Source organism: Streptococcus sp. SCPM-O-B-15304 (M98), assembly GCF_058200215.1.
Genome location: NZ_JBYQGQ010000004.1, coordinates 90,569 through 106,735, shown reverse-complemented (window position 1 = coordinate 106,735; position 16,167 = coordinate 90,569). Strand labels below are relative to the sequence as shown.

General features: G+C 40.0%; 15 protein-coding genes. 9 read left to right on the top strand and 6 right to left on the bottom strand.

The window, feature by feature from the left end:
• Window positions 1-51 precede the first annotated feature (51 nt).
• From AC3E7H_RS03685 to AC3E7H_RS03665, 5 genes are all read left to right on the top strand, one after another.
• Window positions 52-618: a DUF3169 family protein gene (locus tag AC3E7H_RS03685; protein WP_490676129.1), complete on the top strand. Its 567-nt coding sequence runs from the start codon at window positions 52-54 to the stop codon at window positions 616-618.
• A 156-nt stretch (window positions 619-774) separates the two neighbouring features.
• Entirely contained in the window at window positions 775-1,416 is a 642-nt protein-coding gene (locus tag AC3E7H_RS03680; RefSeq protein ID WP_490676128.1) for a CPBP family intramembrane glutamic endopeptidase, read from the top strand.
• Between the two features lie 18 nt (window positions 1,417-1,434).
• Window positions 1,435-1,650, top strand: a complete 216-nt coding sequence (locus AC3E7H_RS03675; protein WP_490676127.1) for a hypothetical protein — start codon at window positions 1,435-1,437, stop codon at window positions 1,648-1,650.
• Window positions 1,651-1,798: 148 nt separating this feature from the next.
• Window positions 1,799-3,562 (top strand): aspartate--tRNA ligase, encoded by a 1,764-nt coding sequence (gene aspS / locus AC3E7H_RS03670; RefSeq protein ID WP_060955103.1) that lies wholly within the window; start codon window positions 1,799-1,801, stop codon window positions 3,560-3,562.
• A complete protein-coding gene (locus AC3E7H_RS03665; RefSeq protein WP_075232323.1) occupies window positions 3,540-4,481 on the top strand; it encodes a YitT family protein in 942 nt (313 codons plus the stop codon). Before aspS ends, AC3E7H_RS03665 begins: the two co-directional genes overlap by 23 nt.
• A 63-nt stretch (window positions 4,482-4,544) precedes the next feature.
• Here the strand turns inward: AC3E7H_RS03665 and AC3E7H_RS03660 are convergent, their stop codons facing one another.
• From AC3E7H_RS03660 to AC3E7H_RS03640, 5 genes are all read right to left on the bottom strand, one after another.
• The gene (locus AC3E7H_RS03660) at window positions 4,545-5,531 is read right to left on the bottom strand and encodes a LacI family DNA-binding transcriptional regulator (protein WP_490676126.1); all 987 of its coding nucleotides are present in this window, start codon (window positions 5,529-5,531) and stop codon (window positions 4,545-4,547) included.
• Between the two features lie 9 nt (window positions 5,532-5,540).
• Window positions 5,541-6,341, bottom strand: a complete 801-nt coding sequence (locus AC3E7H_RS03655) for a DUF1189 domain-containing protein (protein ID WP_371620685.1) — start codon at window positions 6,339-6,341, stop codon at window positions 5,541-5,543.
• Window positions 6,342-6,549: 208 nt separating this feature from the next.
• Complete coding sequence (locus AC3E7H_RS03650; protein ID WP_049531176.1) at window positions 6,550-7,392, bottom strand: sugar ABC transporter permease; 843 nt, start codon at window positions 7,390-7,392, stop codon at window positions 6,550-6,552.
• Between the two features lies 1 nt (window position 7,393).
• Window positions 7,394-8,683: a sugar ABC transporter permease gene (locus AC3E7H_RS03645; protein ID WP_320692643.1), complete on the bottom strand. Its 1,290-nt coding sequence runs from the start codon at window positions 8,681-8,683 to the stop codon at window positions 7,394-7,396.
• 123 nt (window positions 8,684-8,806) lie between these two features.
• Window positions 8,807-10,078: an extracellular solute-binding protein gene (locus AC3E7H_RS03640; protein ID WP_320692642.1), complete on the bottom strand. Its 1,272-nt coding sequence runs from the start codon at window positions 10,076-10,078 to the stop codon at window positions 8,807-8,809.
• A 416-nt stretch (window positions 10,079-10,494) separates the two neighbouring features.
• Between AC3E7H_RS03640 and malQ the strand changes: the two genes are divergently transcribed.
• The 3 genes from malQ (at window position 10,495) to AC3E7H_RS03625 (ending at window position 14,780) form a co-directional block, all read left to right on the top strand.
• Window positions 10,495-12,012: a 4-alpha-glucanotransferase gene (gene malQ, locus AC3E7H_RS03635; RefSeq protein ID WP_490676125.1), complete on the top strand. Its 1,518-nt coding sequence runs from the start codon at window positions 10,495-10,497 to the stop codon at window positions 12,010-12,012.
• Window positions 12,013-12,034: 22 nt separating this feature from the next.
• On the top strand, window positions 12,035-14,293 hold the full coding sequence (gene glgP, locus AC3E7H_RS03630) for a glycogen/starch/alpha-glucan family phosphorylase (RefSeq protein WP_490676124.1): 2,259 nt from the start codon (window positions 12,035-12,037) through the stop codon (window positions 14,291-14,293).
• Window positions 14,294-14,573: 280 nt separating this feature from the next.
• Window positions 14,574-14,780: a hypothetical protein gene (locus tag AC3E7H_RS03625; protein WP_083280541.1), complete on the top strand. Its 207-nt coding sequence runs from the start codon at window positions 14,574-14,576 to the stop codon at window positions 14,778-14,780.
• Window positions 14,781-14,888: 108 nt separating this feature from the next.
• Here the strand turns inward: AC3E7H_RS03625 and AC3E7H_RS03620 are convergent, their stop codons facing one another.
• The gene (locus AC3E7H_RS03620; protein ID WP_490676123.1) at window positions 14,889-15,737 is read right to left on the bottom strand and encodes a putative RNA methyltransferase; all 849 of its coding nucleotides are present in this window, start codon (window positions 15,735-15,737) and stop codon (window positions 14,889-14,891) included.
• 150 nt (window positions 15,738-15,887) lie between these two features.
• Here AC3E7H_RS03620 and AC3E7H_RS03615 point away from each other — a divergent pair, with 150 nt between their 5' ends.
• Window positions 15,888-16,166, top strand: a complete 279-nt coding sequence (locus AC3E7H_RS03615; RefSeq protein ID WP_000910910.1) for a DUF6110 family protein — start codon at window positions 15,888-15,890, stop codon at window positions 16,164-16,166.
• Window position 16,167 lies beyond the last annotated feature (1 nt).

The following is a 16,167-nucleotide window of genomic DNA, read 5'->3' as shown; positions in this document are numbered from 1 at the left end:
GATCACTTAAACTATTTAAGGTTATTGGCTAGTTTAGATAGAGGTCAGAAAATGAATAATAATCGTAGATGGTTGAGAGTAGTAATGTGTATGTTAAGTGCTTTTGTAGTAGCCTTTGCCTACACTCTTAGAGGGATAGTTGAACAGATTCAAATGGAACAAGTCTTACCTACTATTTATGGAATCGCTCTTGTTATTGGAGGACTTTCCTTCGTTTTAGCCATGTATTATCTTGGTAAAAGCCGCGAAGTTTATACTCTTTATCAAAGAGCGACAGAGGAAGAAGATAGTAACCAAACCTATGTAAGAGCTTATCGTTACTTAGATTATGGTTCAGTTTCTTCCAATGTTTTGATGATAGCAATGATGACCAGTGGGATTATACTGATTTCTCCGATATTTAAGAATACCTTGCTAATTCTTCCTACTCTTATTCTATTATGCTTATACATTATTGTTGCCAATTACTTGTTGCGAACTATTTTTATCGTTCGACACTATAAACTGTCTGCTTATTACACTCCAAAAGATATTTTAACCTATCTTAACAGTTATGATGAGGGAGAAAAGCAGGCAGAGATGGAGAGTGCCTTTTTAACTCTGTTTAGGCTGGATTAAATTTTACTGCCCGCACTCTATATTTTATTGATAGTATTATCAGTTATTTTACGAGAAATACAAGTAGTTGCCTTAGTTCTTTTGATTATCATCCATCTTTATATAACTATTGCACAATTAAGAAAAACAAAACGTTATTTCAAATAGGAGAATCTTATGAAAACACTTCAAAATATCGGTTGGTATAGTCTTACTTTCTTATCATTTATTATGGTCTATAGTTTTATTCAGGGCGTAGGCTTAGAAGCCATGAAAATGGGTGCGCCTGAATATGTTGCTGTCCCAATTTATGTCTTATTAGCAGGAATTTTCACCTTCGTTACCTACAAGTGGTATAAGACAGGAACCGTTACGATTGAAAAAACAGCCCTTAACAAATACATCTGGTTGCCTGCCTTGGTATGGGCCCTTGTCATTGTTGCTCAATTCTTTTTGCCAAATGATCCATCAGTCAATCAACAGACTGCAGAACAATTGACTCATAGTCAACCTCTCTTCTCTTTCTTTATGATAGTGGTCTTTGCGCCCCTGACAGAAGAGTTAACCTTTAGAGGTATGTTGGCCCGCTATGTCTTCCCTCAACAGGATAATGTCAAGCAGACAGCTCTCTTTCTACTTGTAACAAGCATCATCTTTGCCCTCGTTCATTTCCCTGGAACTCCACAACAATTCCTAGTGTATGGTTCCCTCGGTTTGAGCTTGGGGTTGGCTTATATCAGCAAGGGTGGACTGGCTTACAGCATTGCTTTACATGCTTTAAATAATTTAATCGGATTTTTAATGATTCTCATGCTATAATAGACTCAGGAGGAAGTCATGAAACGAGTGATATTATTAGCAGTGATTCAGGCAATTGTTCTCTTCTTTATCATTGGAGCGCTTGCCTATGCTTTTAAAGGGGATTTCTTTTATAACAATCTAGCAGTTATCTTTGCACCAATTGCAGGTATTATGCGATTTGCGACAGCCTATGCAACGGAGATTGTTCTCCCTAAAAAGGCTGCAGAGATTGCTGAAAAGCGTAAAAAATAAAGAAATTCCAAGTAAAATAAGATCCAGCGAATGACTTTGCTGGATTTTTTCATTTATAGCAGGATTCTTCTCAACTTTTCTGATGATTTTCATGAAGAGCCTGCGCTTTTATGGTAAAATAGTAACAGAATAAAAGAGGAGAGAAAACATGAAACGTAGTATGTATGCTGGTCGTGTTCGTGAGGAGCACATCGGACAAGAAATTACCTTGAAAGGCTGGGTTGCCCGTCGTCGTGACCTTGGTGGTTTGATCTTTATCGATCTTCGCGACCGTGAAGGAATCATGCAGTTGGTTATCAACCCAGAAAAAGTATCTGCAGAGGTGATGGCAACAGCTGAAAGCCTTCGTAGTGAATTTGTCATCGAGGTGACTGGTCAAGTTGCTGCACGTGAGCAGGCCAATGATAAGTTGGCGACTGGAGCAGTTGAACTGAATGTAACAGCTCTTACTGTACTTAACACAGCTAAAACAACACCATTTGAAATCAAGGATGGCATTGAAGCAAACGATGATACGCGTCTACGTTACCGTTACCTTGACCTTCGTCGTCCAGAAATGTTGGAAAATCTTAAACTTCGTGCCAAGGTAACGCATTCTATCCGCAACTACTTGGATGAGTTGGAATTTATCGATGTGGAAACACCATTCCTTTCTAAATCAACACCAGAAGGGGCGCGTGACTATTTGGTGCCATCTCGTGTTAATAAAGGGCATTTCTATGCTCTTCCTCAAAGTCCGCAGATTACAAAACAGTTGTTGATGAATGCTGGGTTTGATCGTTACTACCAAATTGTTAAATGTTTCCGTGACGAAGACTTGCGTGGTGACCGCCAACCTGAATTTACTCAGGTCGACTTGGAAACTTCATTCTTGACTGAGCAAGAAATCCAAGACATCACAGAAGGCTTGATTGCGCGCGTGATGAAGGAAACAAAAGGCATCGAAGTAACACTGCCATTCCCTCGAATGAAGTATGATGATGCTATGGCTCTTTATGGTTCTGACAAGCCTGATACTCGTTTTGAAATGTTGCTTCAAGACTTGACAGATCTTGTCAAGGGTGTTGATTTCAAGGTCTTCTCAGAAGCACCTGCCGTTAAAGCCATTGTAGTTCAAGGCGCAGCAGACAACTACTCTCGTAAAGACATCGACAAGATGACAGAAGTAGCTAAACAGTATGGTGCCAAAGGTCTTGCTTGGGTCAAGGTAGTTGATGGAGAATTAAATGGACCAGTTGCGAAATTCTTGACTGGTATCCAAGCAGACTTGACAACAGCGCTTGGTCTTGAAGATAAGGACTTGGTTCTCTTTGTGGCTGATACGCTTGAAGTAGCTAATGCAACTCTTGGTGCCCTTCGTGGACGTATTGCTAAAGAACTAGGCTTGATTGATAATGATAAATTTAACTTCCTTTGGGTTGTTGACTGGCCAATGTTTGAATGGTCTGAAGAAGAAGGCCGTTATATGAGCGCCCACCATCCATTTACCCTTCCTCAAGCAGAAACTGCTCACGAGCTCGAGGGTGAATTGGCTAAGGTTCGTGCCATTGCCTATGATATCGTCCTAAACGGTTATGAACTTGGTGGCGGTAGCCTTCGTATCAACCAAAAAGAACTGCAAGAACGTATGTTCAAAGCTCTTGGTTTCTCAGCTGAAGAAGCCAATGACCAGTTTGGTTTCCTTTTGGAAGCCATGGACTATGGATTCCCACCACACGGTGGTTTGGCTATCGGTCTTGACCGTTTTGTCATGTTACTCGCTGGAGAAGAAAATATCCGCGAAGTCATCGCCTTTCCTAAGAACAATAAGGCAACTGACCCAATGACGCAAGCACCATCAACAGTAGCTCTTAAACAACTAGAGGAACTTAATCTACAAGTAGAACAAGATGAAACAAACGAAACTAACTAAAAAGTGGTACCATTATCTTCGCCGCTTTGCTTATCGAGTAAAGATTTTGCGTGTTTTACAAAGTATCTCTCGAGAAAAATACGATGAAAAAATCTCAGCTTCTCTGGTATATGGTTTTCTATCAGCAGTAGCCGTCAATTTCTTTTTCCAACCAGGGCACGTTTATTCAAGTGGCGCGACAGGTTTGGCCCAGATTATTTCTGCTCTTAGTAATCACTGGTTTGGTTTTCATTTCCCGATATCGGTAGCCTTTTATGCCATCAATATTCCTCTCATGATTTTGGCTTGGTATCAAATTGGACATAAGTTCACGATTTTTACCTTTATCACGGTATCCATGAGCTCGCTCTTTATCCAGTTTGTGCCTGTGGTGGTCTTAACAGAGGATCCAATCATTAATGCCCTTTTTGGGGGTGTTGTCATGGGACTGGGGATCGGATTTGCACTACGTCATAACATCTCCAGTGGTGGAACAGATATTGTCAGCCTAACCATTCGTAAGAAGACTGGTCGTAACGTCGGAAGTATCTCTTTCTTGGTCAATGGCACAATCATGTTGATTGCAGGAGTGACCTTTGGTTGGAAATATGCCCTTTATTCCATGATTACCATCTTTGTATCAAGTCGTGTGACAGATGCAGTTTTCACCAAACAAAAACGCATGCAGGCTATGATTGTCACTAGCAATCCAGATGCCGTCATTGAGAAGATCCATAATAAATTGCACCGTGGAGCAACTATGATCCATGATGCTGAAGGAACTTATAATCACCAGCGTAAAGCTGTTTTGATTACGGTTATCACTCGTGCAGAGTTCAATGATTTTAAACTGATCATGAAGCAAGTTGATCCAACAGCCTTTGTTTCTGTTTCAGAAAATGTTCATATCCTAGGCCGATTTGTTGAAGTCGAAAACTAATCAATTATAAAAATAGATTACAAAAAACCAACTCTAAGCAAAAGATGTTAGAGTTGGTTTTTCTTATTTTTCAATGATTTCATGTGCAATCACTTGACGATAGCAGATTTGACGATTTTCTTTGACATCATTGATGATTTGAAGAATCGTCTCAAACGAAGTGCGACCAAGAGCAAGACTATTAATATTGACATAGGCCGCTAGGTTTAATCTTGGATTAACAGAGTCAAAGCTGAGAACAGGGACATTAAGCTGATGTTCGTTGAGGTAGTTACAAACACCTTCAGCTAAGAGGCTATCTATTGTGATAATAGCATCGGTTTTTGGATCGTATTCAAAAAGTTGTTTGCTAAAATTATAACCCTTTTCTTCAAGGAATTCATCTGCAAAGAAGGTACGATGACTATCAAGGTCTAGTTTGTGTTCTTGAAGGGCTTGCTGGTAACCTGTTAGACGATCCTGCGTAACGTAGAGTTTCTTGGCACCACCGATGAAAGCAATGCGACTGCATCCTTTTTTGATAAAGTATTCTGTCGCATCAAAATCAGCTTGAATATTATCATTGTCAACAAGCGAAATGAAGGGTGATAGTGATTTGCCAAGGATGAGGAAGGGAAATTGTTCTTCTGTAACGAGTTTAACCAAGGGGTCATTTTCTTGGGCATACAAGAAGATAAGACCGTCTACACGCTTTCCATAGACCATCTGTGAAATTGCATTTAAGCGCTCTTTTTCGTCTTTTCCAGTTGCAATCTGGATAGCATAGTGATTTTCTGAAGCAATTTGTGCAATCCCTCTAAGGACAGAAGGAAAGAAAGGATTTTGATAGAAAACGTCTGAATCATCTGGAAGAACCAAGCCGATAACCTGCGTATAACTACTAACCAGGCTTCGGGCATTGAGGTTAGGATGGTAGTTGAGTTCCTTCATAGCCTTTCGAACTCGTTTTTTGGTTTCATCGCTAATGGTTGATTTGTTTTGAATAACACGGGTTACGGTTGAGGGTGAGACCCCTGCAGCCTTGGCCACGTCTTTAATCGTAACAGGCATAATAATCTCCTACTTATGGTAGTCTGGATCACGGAAATGCGTTTTGTAAAAGATAGTGACCAGGTATAGAACAAATAAAATATTTTGAACAGTAATTAAAGTTGCCATATTTTGGCCTAGGAGACCGAGAATCATGGCAAGTAAGGTTGGTAATCCTAAACAGTTCAAAATGAAATGATAGCACTCTTTGTAGCTTTTAAATGAAAAGAGACGCGATTTTTTCGTGAAGTAGAGCAAGAGGCTAGCACCTAAAGCAACAATAAAAAAATTAAGTCCAAAGAGGAAGCTAGAACCAAGCACAAGAAAGAGACTAATATAGACGCGATTCTGTTGATACCAGTCTTTAGAAATGGCTTGTGTTAAGCTTTCCTTGCTTTGGAAGCTCTCAGTCGTTATCGCGTGATAGCGAATGCTGGTCAATTCTTTTCCTTGCTTGCTGATGATGAGTTTCTCAGGTTCAAAGTTCAGAAGTAATTCCTCAGGGAAGTTTGAACTAGAAGGGTCTCCGATTTGGATAGAAGCTTGATGAGGAGATGAACCTGTATAGCTCAACTTACCATCTACAATCTTTGCATTGGCAGCTAAATCCTGAACCACACTATCCGTCAAAGGAGTATAGACATCATCGATGAAAGTTTCTAAAGGATAAGTCTCCTGAGAACTGTTCTGGATGGCAATAGGGACCATAGACAAACTAATCAGGAAAATACTGGTAAAAATCAGTTGAAACCAGTTGAGACCAAAACGTTGAGATAGGGGCTTACGAAATCCCCAAATACTATTAAAATAAGAAAATGGATATGGTAACATAAATCTCTTTCTATAGGCATTTTTCTATATGAGTATTATATAGAGAAATGTATTTTATTTCAAGCAGGGATAGTAGAATCCTTGGTAAAAGTGAATGTTTGTTATGATTCGTCCACTAACTAACAAGGTAATCTCAGCAAGCTCTTGTTTCTCACCAGACAATCGATGTACAAGGTCAAAAATGAAAAAGGGTGGCGGGGGGGGTATATTACCCCTTGTCGCCACCGCTTGTAAGTCCTGAAACGAAGTTCTTTTGCAAGAAGAAGAAAAGTGTACAGATTGGAAGGGCGATGAGGATAGCACCTGCTGAGAAGTAGGCAATCTTCATGTTCTTCACATTGCTAACGAAGGTCTGTAGACCAACGGCAACTGTAAAGTATTCTTTTTCACGAAGCAAGAAACTAGAGAGGATATAGTCTCCGAAAGGTCCCATGAAGGCCCAGAGTGCTTGTACAGCAACCATTGGACGAACAAGAGGGAGAACGATTTGCCAGAAGCGGCGGAAATGTCCTGCACCATCAAGTTTTGCAGACTCATCAAGAGACATTGGCACGGTGTCAAAGTAACCTTTCATCAACCAAGCATTCATAGGGATACCTCCACCAACGTAGAGGAAGATGAGGAACCAGCTATGGTTAAGGGCATTCAACATGAGGGCCATAACGAAGAAGGCAGTCAAAGCAGCCATTGTAGGCACCATTTGGATAATCAAGAAGAAGACCAAACTTTGTTTACGAGCCAAGAAGTTGTAACGGCTATAGGCGTAACCAGCAAGTACGATAATACTTGTTTGTACAACCATAGTGATCAAAGCGATGATCAAAGTGTTGAGGTACCATGTACCGTACAAGGTTTCTGTAAAGAGCCCTTTGAAGTTATCAAAATTGAAGTCGATGTTAGTATCGAGTTTAAAGGCTGCGACGTTACCTGCCTTGAAGGCTGACATGATAGTAATCAACAGTGGATAGATAATCACGATTGAAAGGCCAATCAAGTAGAGGTAAGTAAGGGTTTGAGTCAGTCTACGTTTGAGTTTGATTGAGTTATTCATCTTAGACGTCCTCCATATCAAATGCGTGTAGTTTCTTGAATGCAATCATAGAGATTGAGATGACAATGATAGAGATAATCAAGGTAACAGCTGCCGCCATAGAGTATTGAGGAGATGTACCCGTTGTCAAACGGTAGATCCATGAGATCAAGATATCGGTTGAACCAGCTCCACCACCGACACTACCAGGACCACCGCCATTGAAGAGGTACATGATAGAGAAGTTGTTGAAGTTGAAGGTGTATTGGCTGATCAAAGTAGGTGCCGCAACAGCCAAGATCATTGGGAAAGTGATGTTGCGGAATTTTTGCCAAGCGTTTGCACCGTCGATATAAGCTGCTTCATACAAGTCGTTTGGAATAGACTGTAGGATACCGAGAGTAAGGACATAGATATAAGGGAATCCAAGCCAACCTTGCATCATAATCAAGGCAACCTTAGTCCAAGTAGGGTCTGTTTTCCAAGGGATGAGTGCCCCGTCAAGGAATGGAAGAACCTTAGCAAAAAGTGGCAAAACTTGGGTATTGATAGCACCAACACTATCGTTGAACATGTTTGAGAATGTCAAGATAGTGATGAAGGCTGGAACCGCCCAAGGCAGAAGGAAGATAACACCAAAGATACGTTTCCCCTTGATGAATGGTTGGTTGGCAATAATAGCTGTGAAGATACCGATTACAATCTGTAAAGTTGATGCAGACAAAGCCCAGATAATAGTCCAAGAAAGAACAGAACCGAAGGCTGAACGGAAGGTACTCAAGCTCCAGATATTTGTGAAGTTAGTCAAACCAACCCAGTCTAACAATTTGTTTGGTGGTAAGTGTTGGAAATCGTAGTTAGTAAAGGCAATCATCAAGGTTACAATAACCGGGAAGATAATCGCAAATGTCATGGCAACGTAAGATGGGATAATGAGCAAGTATGGGAATCCATTTTCATAGATACCTTTAATCATATCCTTAAGTGTCAATGGGACAGGGATGCCATTATTGATACGTTTTGCAATAGTGTGAGCGTCTTTAATATTGAGAATATAAAAGGCTAGATAAACAATTACAAAAATAGAGTGAAATGCACCACGAATCAACATGAAGAGAGAGTTGTCACGGCCAGGTTTTTCCCCAAGTGTGATCAAGTTGCTCAATTCAGGTGCTGCAAGTGCTATAAAATAGAGGACAAAAACTACTGTTACAGCAAGGAAGATAAAACCTTTAGCTTTTTGTTTATTATAGATTTGCCCCAACCCAGGAATCAATGAAAGCAAGGCTGCTTTTTTTGGTTGTTGTTCCATGAGTGCTCCTTTCATAAGATACGAGCGTTGAGCTCGATGCTAATCAGTAAAACTACTGAAAACATTGTCAGTGTATCTAAAAATCAAGGGAGATGTTTGAATTATCTCCCTTGAAGCAATCAATTAGTTACCAAATTTTTGTTGGATTGTTTCTTTGATCAATGTTACAGCATCATTAGCAGCTGTTTTAGCATCTTTCTTACCACTTACAGCTTCAAATAGCATTGTTTTAGCTGGGTCCCAAACAGCTGACATTTGAGGGATGTTTGGCATTGGTTGAGCGTTTTGGAACTGTTTGATAACAGCTGTTGTCAACTCATCGTTTTTACCTTCAGCATATGAACGAGCCTCAGTGTTAGCTGGGATTTCGTTAGTTTTATCATAGAAGGCTTTTTGTTCTTCAGTTGAAACAAGGAAGTCTACAAATTTTTGAGCAGCTTCAAGGTTCTTAGTACTTGATGGGATGATCCAAGCTTTACCACCACCGAATGTTTCATAGTTTTTACCGTTTGGAAGAGTTGGGATAGTCGCAACACTGTAGTTTACTTTAGCATCTTTGAAGGCCTGAGCTTTCCAAGGACCATCAATGATAGCAGCTGTTTTACCTTCTTGGAATTGAGTTTGGATTAGGTTTGGAGCTCCTTCCGTATCTTGCATACCTTTAGGCCATTTTTCGTACCAAGTTTTAGCGTAGTTGATAGCAGTGATAGCTCCTTCGTTTGCAAGTCCGATATCTTTAGGATCTTTACCGTTGTCACCAAATACGTAACCGCCGTTACCAGCAAGAAGTCCGTATGCATAGTAGAAGTTTGTCCAGTCAGCAAGGAAGGCAGTTGTTTTACCATCTTCACCAGCGAAGGCATATTTGCTATCTTTAGCAAGGTTTTCCAAGTCAGCAAAAGTTTTTGGAGCTTCTTTAATCAAGTCTTTATTATAGTACAAAACAAGTGACTCGATAACAGCAGGAGCACCGTAAACTTTACCGTCAGCAGCTGTTACAAGAGATTTAGTTTTATCATCTGTTTTAGCACCGTCGCTCAATTTCACTTCTGAAAGTTGTCCGTCTTTACCAAGGCTACCTACTCGGTCGTATGGTGCCATCATAACGTCAGCAGCTTTACCAGATTGGTTATCTAGAGAAAGGTTATCGAGACCACCCATTTGGTCTCCTGTTTTGATAGTAACTTTTACTCCAGCTTCTTTTTCGTAAGCTTGTGCAGCTGATTCAGCAAATGCTTTATATTGGTCTTCAACGTATAAAGTAAGTTCTTTACCTTCAGATGAACCAGAATCAGCCGCTTTATCAGCAGTTTTGCTTCCGCAAGCTACCAAAAGCAAGCTAGCAAGAGTAGCAGTACCAAGTACAGCTGCGCTCTTCATGAATTTAGTTGACATAGTGTATTCCTCCTAAAGAATAACAAATTTTAATTTCGAGGAAACGCAAACGTTTTCCCTTATGACCCTAGTATAGCACAAACGGAAAACGGTTGCAAGCATTTTTTTGAAAAAATTTTAAAAAGCTTGTTGCTGGCTAATTCCTAAAATTGTTTGTATAATAGAAGAGAAATAGGAAATCATGCAAATTTCAATTCAAAAATAATTTAAGGGAAACGATTGCATGATTGAGCTACTGATTAAAAGGGTGTTAAAAATAAGAATATAGTAACTTAAAAGTTTATCAATAAAAAAATAAATCATAAAAGTTTTTTAAAAACGCTTGCATTTCTTTTTGAAATGGGTTATACTTTACTTAGCGCAAACGTTTGCGCACAAATTTGAAACAATTAATTAAAAACACTTGAGGTGCTATTATGAAAAAACGTCAAAGTGGTGTGTTGATGCACATCTCATCACTTCCAGGAGCTTACGGAATCGGATCATTTGGTCAAAGCGCCTATGATTTCGTTGACTTCTTGGTTCGTACCAAACAACGTTACTGGCAAATCCTTCCATTAGGAACAACAAGCTACGGAGATTCTCCTTATCAATCTTTCTCAGCCTTTGCTGGGAACACTCATTTTATCGATCTTGATATTTTGGTAGAGCAAGGCTTGTTAGAAGCAAGTGATCTTGAGGGAGTAGACTTCGGTAGCAACCCAACTGAAGTTGATTATGCTAAGATTTATTACGCACGTCGTCCGCTTCTAGAAAAAGCAGTTAAACGTTTCCTTGAAGTTGGGGATGTCCAAGATTTTGAAAAATTTGCTCAAGACAACCAATCCTGGCTTGAACTTTTTGCAGAGTATATGGCTATTAAAGAGCATTTTGATAACTTGGCTTGGACAGAGTGGCCAGATGCAGATATTCGTGCGCGTAAAGCTTCTGCTCTTGAAAGCTACCGTGAACAATTGGCAGACAAACTTGTTTACCACCGTGTAACCCAATATCTCTTCTTCCAACAATGGTTGAAATTGAAAGCATACGCTAACGAAAACCACATCGAGATTGTGGGGGATATGCCAATCTATGTTGCTGAAGATTCAAGCGATATGTGGGCAAATCCACACCTCTTTAAAACAGATGAAAACGGGAAAGCAACTTGCATCGCAGGATGCCCACCAGATGAGTTTTCTGCGACTGGTCAGCTTTGGGGGAACCCAATCTATGACTGGGAAGCAATGGATAAAGATGGCTACAAATGGTGGATTGAACGCTTGCGTGAAAGCTTCAAAATCTACGATATCGTGCGTATCGACCACTTCCGTGGATTTGAGTCTTACTGGGAAATTCCAGCTGGTTCTGAAACAGCAGCACCTGGTAAATGGGTGAAAGGACCTGACTACAAACTCTTTGCAGCGGTTAAAGAAGAACTTGGTGACTTGAACATCATCGCTGAAGACCTTGGTTTCATGACTGATGAAGTTATTGAACTTCGTGAGCGTACTGGATTCCCAGGAATGAAGGTCCTTCAATTTGCCTTCAATCCAGAAGACGAAAGTATCGACAGCCCACACTTGGCACCAGCTAACTCTGTTATGTATACAGGAACACATGATAACAACACTGTTCTTGGTTGGTACCGTGATGAGATTGATGATCCAACTCGTGAGTACATGGCACGCTACACAAACCGTAAAGAGTACGAAACAGTGGTGCATGCTATGCTTCGTACAGCCTTCGCATCAGTAAGTTTCATGACGATTGCAACTATGCAAGATTTGCTAGAGTTGGATGGTTCAGCTCGTATGAACTTCCCATCTACTCTTGGTGGAAACTGGTCATGGCGTATGACAGAGGAACAATTGACTCCTGCTGTCGAAGAAACTTTGCTTGACTTGACTACAATTTATCGCCGTATCAATGAAAATTTGGTAAAATTAAAGAAATAAGACATTATCAGGAGACATAAAAATGTTACCATTAAAAGAATTTGTACAAAATCGTTACAATAAATCTATCGCAGAATGTAGCAATGAGGAGCTTTACCTTGCTCTTCTTAACTACAGCAAACTTGCAAGCAGCCAAAAACCAGTGAACACTGGTAAGAAAAAAGTTTATTACATCTCAGCTGAGTTCTTGATTGGTAAACTCTTGTCAAACAACTTGATTAACCTTGGTCTTTATGACGAAGTTAAAAAAGAACTTGCTGACGCAGGTAAAGAGTTGATCGAAATCGAAGAAGTAGAATTGGAACCATCGCTTGGTAATGGTGGTTTGGGACGTTTGGCAGCCTGCTTTATCGACTCAATCGCTACACTTGGATTGAACGGTGACGGTGTTGGTTTGAACTACCACTTTGGTCTTTTCCAACAAGTGCTTAAAAACAACCAACAAGAAACTATTCCTAACGCTTGGTTGACTGACCAAAACTGGTTGGTTCGTTCAAGCCGTAGCTACCAAGTGCCATTTGCACACTTTACATTGACATCTACTCTTTACGATATCGATGTACCTGGTTACAAAACTGCTACGAAAAACCGCTTGCGTTTGTTTGACTTGGATTCAGTTGATTCATCTATCATTGAAGATGGCATTAACTTTGATAAGACAGACATCGCTCACAACTTGACTCTTTTCCTTTACCCAGACGATAGCGACAAACAAGGTGAATTGCTCCGTATCTTCCAACAATACTTCATGGTTTCAAACGGTGCACAATTGATCATCGATGAAGCAATCGAAAAAGGAAGCAACTTGCATGACCTTGCTGACTACGCAGTTGTACAAATCAACGATACTCACCCATCAATGGTGATTCCTGAATTGATCCGTCTTTTGACTGAACGTGGTATCGAACTTGATGAAGCAATCTCTATCGTTCGTAGCATGACTGCTTACACAAACCACACAATCCTTGCTGAAGCCCTTGAAAAATGGCCTCTTGAATTCTTGGAAGAAGTGGTTCCTCACTTGGTACCAATCATCAAAGAATTGGACCGTCGTGTTAAAGCAGAATACAAAGATCCAGCTGTTCAAATCATTGATGAAAACGATCGTGTACACATGGCCCACATGGATATCCACTATGGATACAGCGTAAACGGGGTTGCCGCTCTTCACACTGAAATCTTGAAGAACTCAGAGTTGAAAGCTTTCTACGACATCTACCCAGAAAAATTCAACAACAAAACAAACGGTATCACATTCCGTCGTTGGCTTATGCATGCGAACCCAAGCTTGTCTCACTACTTGGATGAGATTCTTGGTCGCGAATGGCACCATGAAGCTTCTAAATTGGAAGACCTTCTTTCATACGAAGACAAGGCTGCTGTCAAAGAAAAATTGGAAAGCATCAAATCTCATAACAAACGTAAATTGGCTCGTCACTTGAAAGAGCACCAAGGTGTGGAAATCAATACAAACTCTATCTTTGATATCCAAATCAAACGTCTTCACGAGTACAAACGTCAACAAATGAACGCTTTGTATGTTATCCATAAATACCTTGACATCAAGGCTGGTAACATCCCTGCTCGTCCAATCACAGTCTTCTTTGGTGGTAAAGCAGCTCCTGCCTACACAATTGCTCAAGACATCATCCACTTGATCCTTTGCTTGTCAGAAGTGATTGCTAATGACCCAGCAGTTGCACCACACTTACAAGTGGTTATGGTTGAAAACTACAACGTTACTGCAGCAAGCTTCTTGATTCCAGCGTGTGATATCTCTGAACAAATCTCACTTGCTTCTAAGGAGGCTTCAGGTACTGGTAACATGAAATTCATGTTGAACGGAGCTTTGACTCTTGGTACTATGGACGGGGCTAACGTGGAAATCGCTGAGTTGGTTGGAGACGAAAACATCTACATCTTTGGTGAAGATTCAGAAACTGTTATCGACCTTTACGCTAAATCAGCATACAAATCAAGCGAGTTCTACGCTCGTGAAGCGATCAAACCATTGGTTGACTTTATCGTGAGCGACGCTGTTCTTGCAGTTGGTAAGAAAGAACGCTTGGAACGTCTTTACAATGAATTGATCAACAAAGACTGGTTCATGACTTTTCTTGACTTGGAAGACTACATCAAAGTGAAAGAGCAAATGCTTGCAGACTACGAAAACCGTGATGCATGGTTGGATAAAGTCATCGTCAACATTGCAAAAGCAGGATTCTTCTCATCTGACCGTACAATCGCTCAGTATAATGAAGATATCTGGCACTTGAACTAAGATATACAATTTAATAGTTATTACACTATCTAGTAAAAAAGCGAGTTTCAATTGAAATTCGCTTTTTTTTGAATGTTGTGGATTTGAGGTTGACTGGTCTCAAAAGAAAAAATAATTTGTCAATAATTTCTAGACTTAAAAATCAGACCTAGAGGACACTAAGAAGGCTGGTTGTACTACCATTAAGCCTAAGGTTCTTCTTAGCTGTTACCTCAAATTTCTTGTATTCGTTTACAAACAGTATTATAATAGTATTATAGTAAAGAAAGAAGGTGTTCTTATGTGGAAAAAATATTTTTCAAAATATAAATGGACTGATTTATTTTGGATTCTTTTTGTAATTTGGTCCTGCCTTTATATGGGTAATAGTTTCTCGTTTCCGCTTACTCATCAAGAAATCTCTTTTCATGGATGTTGTTATGGGGTATCACTTGCCTTATATCACTTGCTATTTATTGATAAATTTGTCATTTCAAATCGAAAATAAATAGAGAGGTCATAATTTTTTATACTTTTCGGAAAGACAGTGAAAAATCGCGATTTAAACCCGCATCTCGAGAAGAGGTGTGGGCTTGGTTTTATCTCATAAACTAGTTTACAGGGCTTTCCCGGCAAGAATCTCTGCTTCGATGGTGATCTCTGTCAGTTGGCTCCAATCAATCTTGCTTTGGTTAACGTGAAAGAGTAGGGGTGTCATGCTGAGTAAGGCTTGCCTTTGCTCTGCTGTGATAGACTTGGTCAGAGAAGCTATCTGACTAGATTGGATGCTGAAATGTTCCTGGAAATGCTCCTTGATATCTTGATTAGAATAATCCTTGTTTGTCAGCTGGTCCTGTACCCTTTGACGGATTTCCTTGAGGTGATTTTCAGTTGGGATAACCTTTATCAAGATACCGTCTTTGGATAAAACGCGACGAAATTCTCCATAGTTGGCAGGCGAAAAGATATCAAGCAGGATATCCATGCTAGCGTCTTTTATAGGAAGACGAGCCAGGTCACCAACGAACCAATTGACTGCCCAGTTGGGTTCGCTCTTGGCAGCGATTTGAACGGAATCTTTGGAAATATCAAAGGCATAGAAGGTTTTGTCAGGATGACTTTCTTGGAGCTTGCGAGAATAGAAACCTTCGCCACAACCGATATCTAAGATTGTGGTGCTAGTTTCTGAATTTGCTAACAAGTCAGATACAGCATCTAAAATAGCTTGGTAAAAGCCAGCTTCTAGGATTTGTTGGCGATTTTGAAAGTTTTCCTTGTCGTAGTTGGCAGATTGCTTGATTTGAGGTGCCAGATTGACATAGCCGAATTTCGCCAAGTCAAAAGAATGACGGTTGCAGCACTTGAGACTAGTCTCTACCAGAGTCAGATTTTCTCGACAGATAGGGCAGGCAAAGGCAGTCGCAGAAGCAAAACGCTGGAGTTTAGGTTTGAGATTTGTATTCATAGTTTAAGTGTATCAAAAGAGGCAAATGAAAGCAACTTTAGGATGATTTGTAATAGAATTAAATAGTAGTATAATTACTTTTTAAAGTACCAAAATTAAATTGCTTTTATATCTAAATTGCTATATAATAATATCTAGGAGGAAATAAGTATGTTAAAAGAAGTATTAACCGTTGCAAAAGTTGCGAAAAAATCATCACTCTTTTTAGGTGGTGTCGCATTTGGTACCCTTGGTTTGAAAATCTTAGCAAGTAAGGAAGCTAAAAAAGGTTATTCTAAAGCTTTGGCTAAGGCTTACAAGTTGAAAGACGGGCTAGATGCATCTGTTTCTGTTGTGAAACAACATGGAGACGATGTCTTGCAAGATGCCAAATATTTGTATGAGCAAGAGAAAAAAGAAGAGCAATTAGATAGCCTTATAGGGGAATAGT

Bases quoted from the DNA above. Each gene is read 5' to 3' on its own strand.
- AC3E7H_RS03685 (WP_490676129.1), top strand. From the start codon at position 52: ATGAATAATAATCGTAGATGGTTGAGAGTAGTAATGTGTATGTTAAGT.
- AC3E7H_RS03680 (WP_490676128.1), top strand. From the start codon at position 775: ATGAAAACACTTCAAAATATCGGTTGGTATAGTCTTACTTTCTTATCA.
- AC3E7H_RS03675 (WP_490676127.1), top strand. From the start codon at position 1,435: ATGAAACGAGTGATATTATTAGCAGTGATTCAGGCAATTGTTCTCTTC.
- aspS (WP_060955103.1), top strand. From the start codon at position 1,799: ATGAAACGTAGTATGTATGCTGGTCGTGTTCGTGAGGAGCACATCGGA.
- AC3E7H_RS03665 (WP_075232323.1), top strand. From the start codon at position 3,540: ATGAAACAAACGAAACTAACTAAAAAGTGGTACCATTATCTTCGCCGC.
- AC3E7H_RS03660 (WP_490676126.1), bottom strand. From the start codon at position 5,531: ATGCCTGTTACGATTAAAGACGTGGCCAAGGCTGCAGGGGTCTCACCC.
- AC3E7H_RS03655 (WP_371620685.1), bottom strand. From the start codon at position 6,341: ATGTTACCATATCCATTTTCTTATTTTAATAGTATTTGGGGATTTCGT.
- AC3E7H_RS03650 (WP_049531176.1), bottom strand. From the start codon at position 7,392: ATGAATAACTCAATCAAACTCAAACGTAGACTGACTCAAACCCTTACT.
- AC3E7H_RS03645 (WP_320692643.1), bottom strand. From the start codon at position 8,683: ATGGAACAACAACCAAAAAAAGCAGCCTTGCTTTCATTGATTCCTGGG.
- AC3E7H_RS03640 (WP_320692642.1), bottom strand. From the start codon at position 10,078: ATGTCAACTAAATTCATGAAGAGCGCAGCTGTACTTGGTACTGCTACT.
- malQ (WP_490676125.1), top strand. From the start codon at position 10,495: ATGAAAAAACGTCAAAGTGGTGTGTTGATGCACATCTCATCACTTCCA.
- glgP (WP_490676124.1), top strand. From the start codon at position 12,035: ATGTTACCATTAAAAGAATTTGTACAAAATCGTTACAATAAATCTATC.
- AC3E7H_RS03625 (WP_083280541.1), top strand. From the start codon at position 14,574: ATGTGGAAAAAATATTTTTCAAAATATAAATGGACTGATTTATTTTGG.
- AC3E7H_RS03620 (WP_490676123.1), bottom strand. From the start codon at position 15,737: ATGAATACAAATCTCAAACCTAAACTCCAGCGTTTTGCTTCTGCGACT.
- AC3E7H_RS03615 (WP_000910910.1), top strand. From the start codon at position 15,888: ATGTTAAAAGAAGTATTAACCGTTGCAAAAGTTGCGAAAAAATCATCA.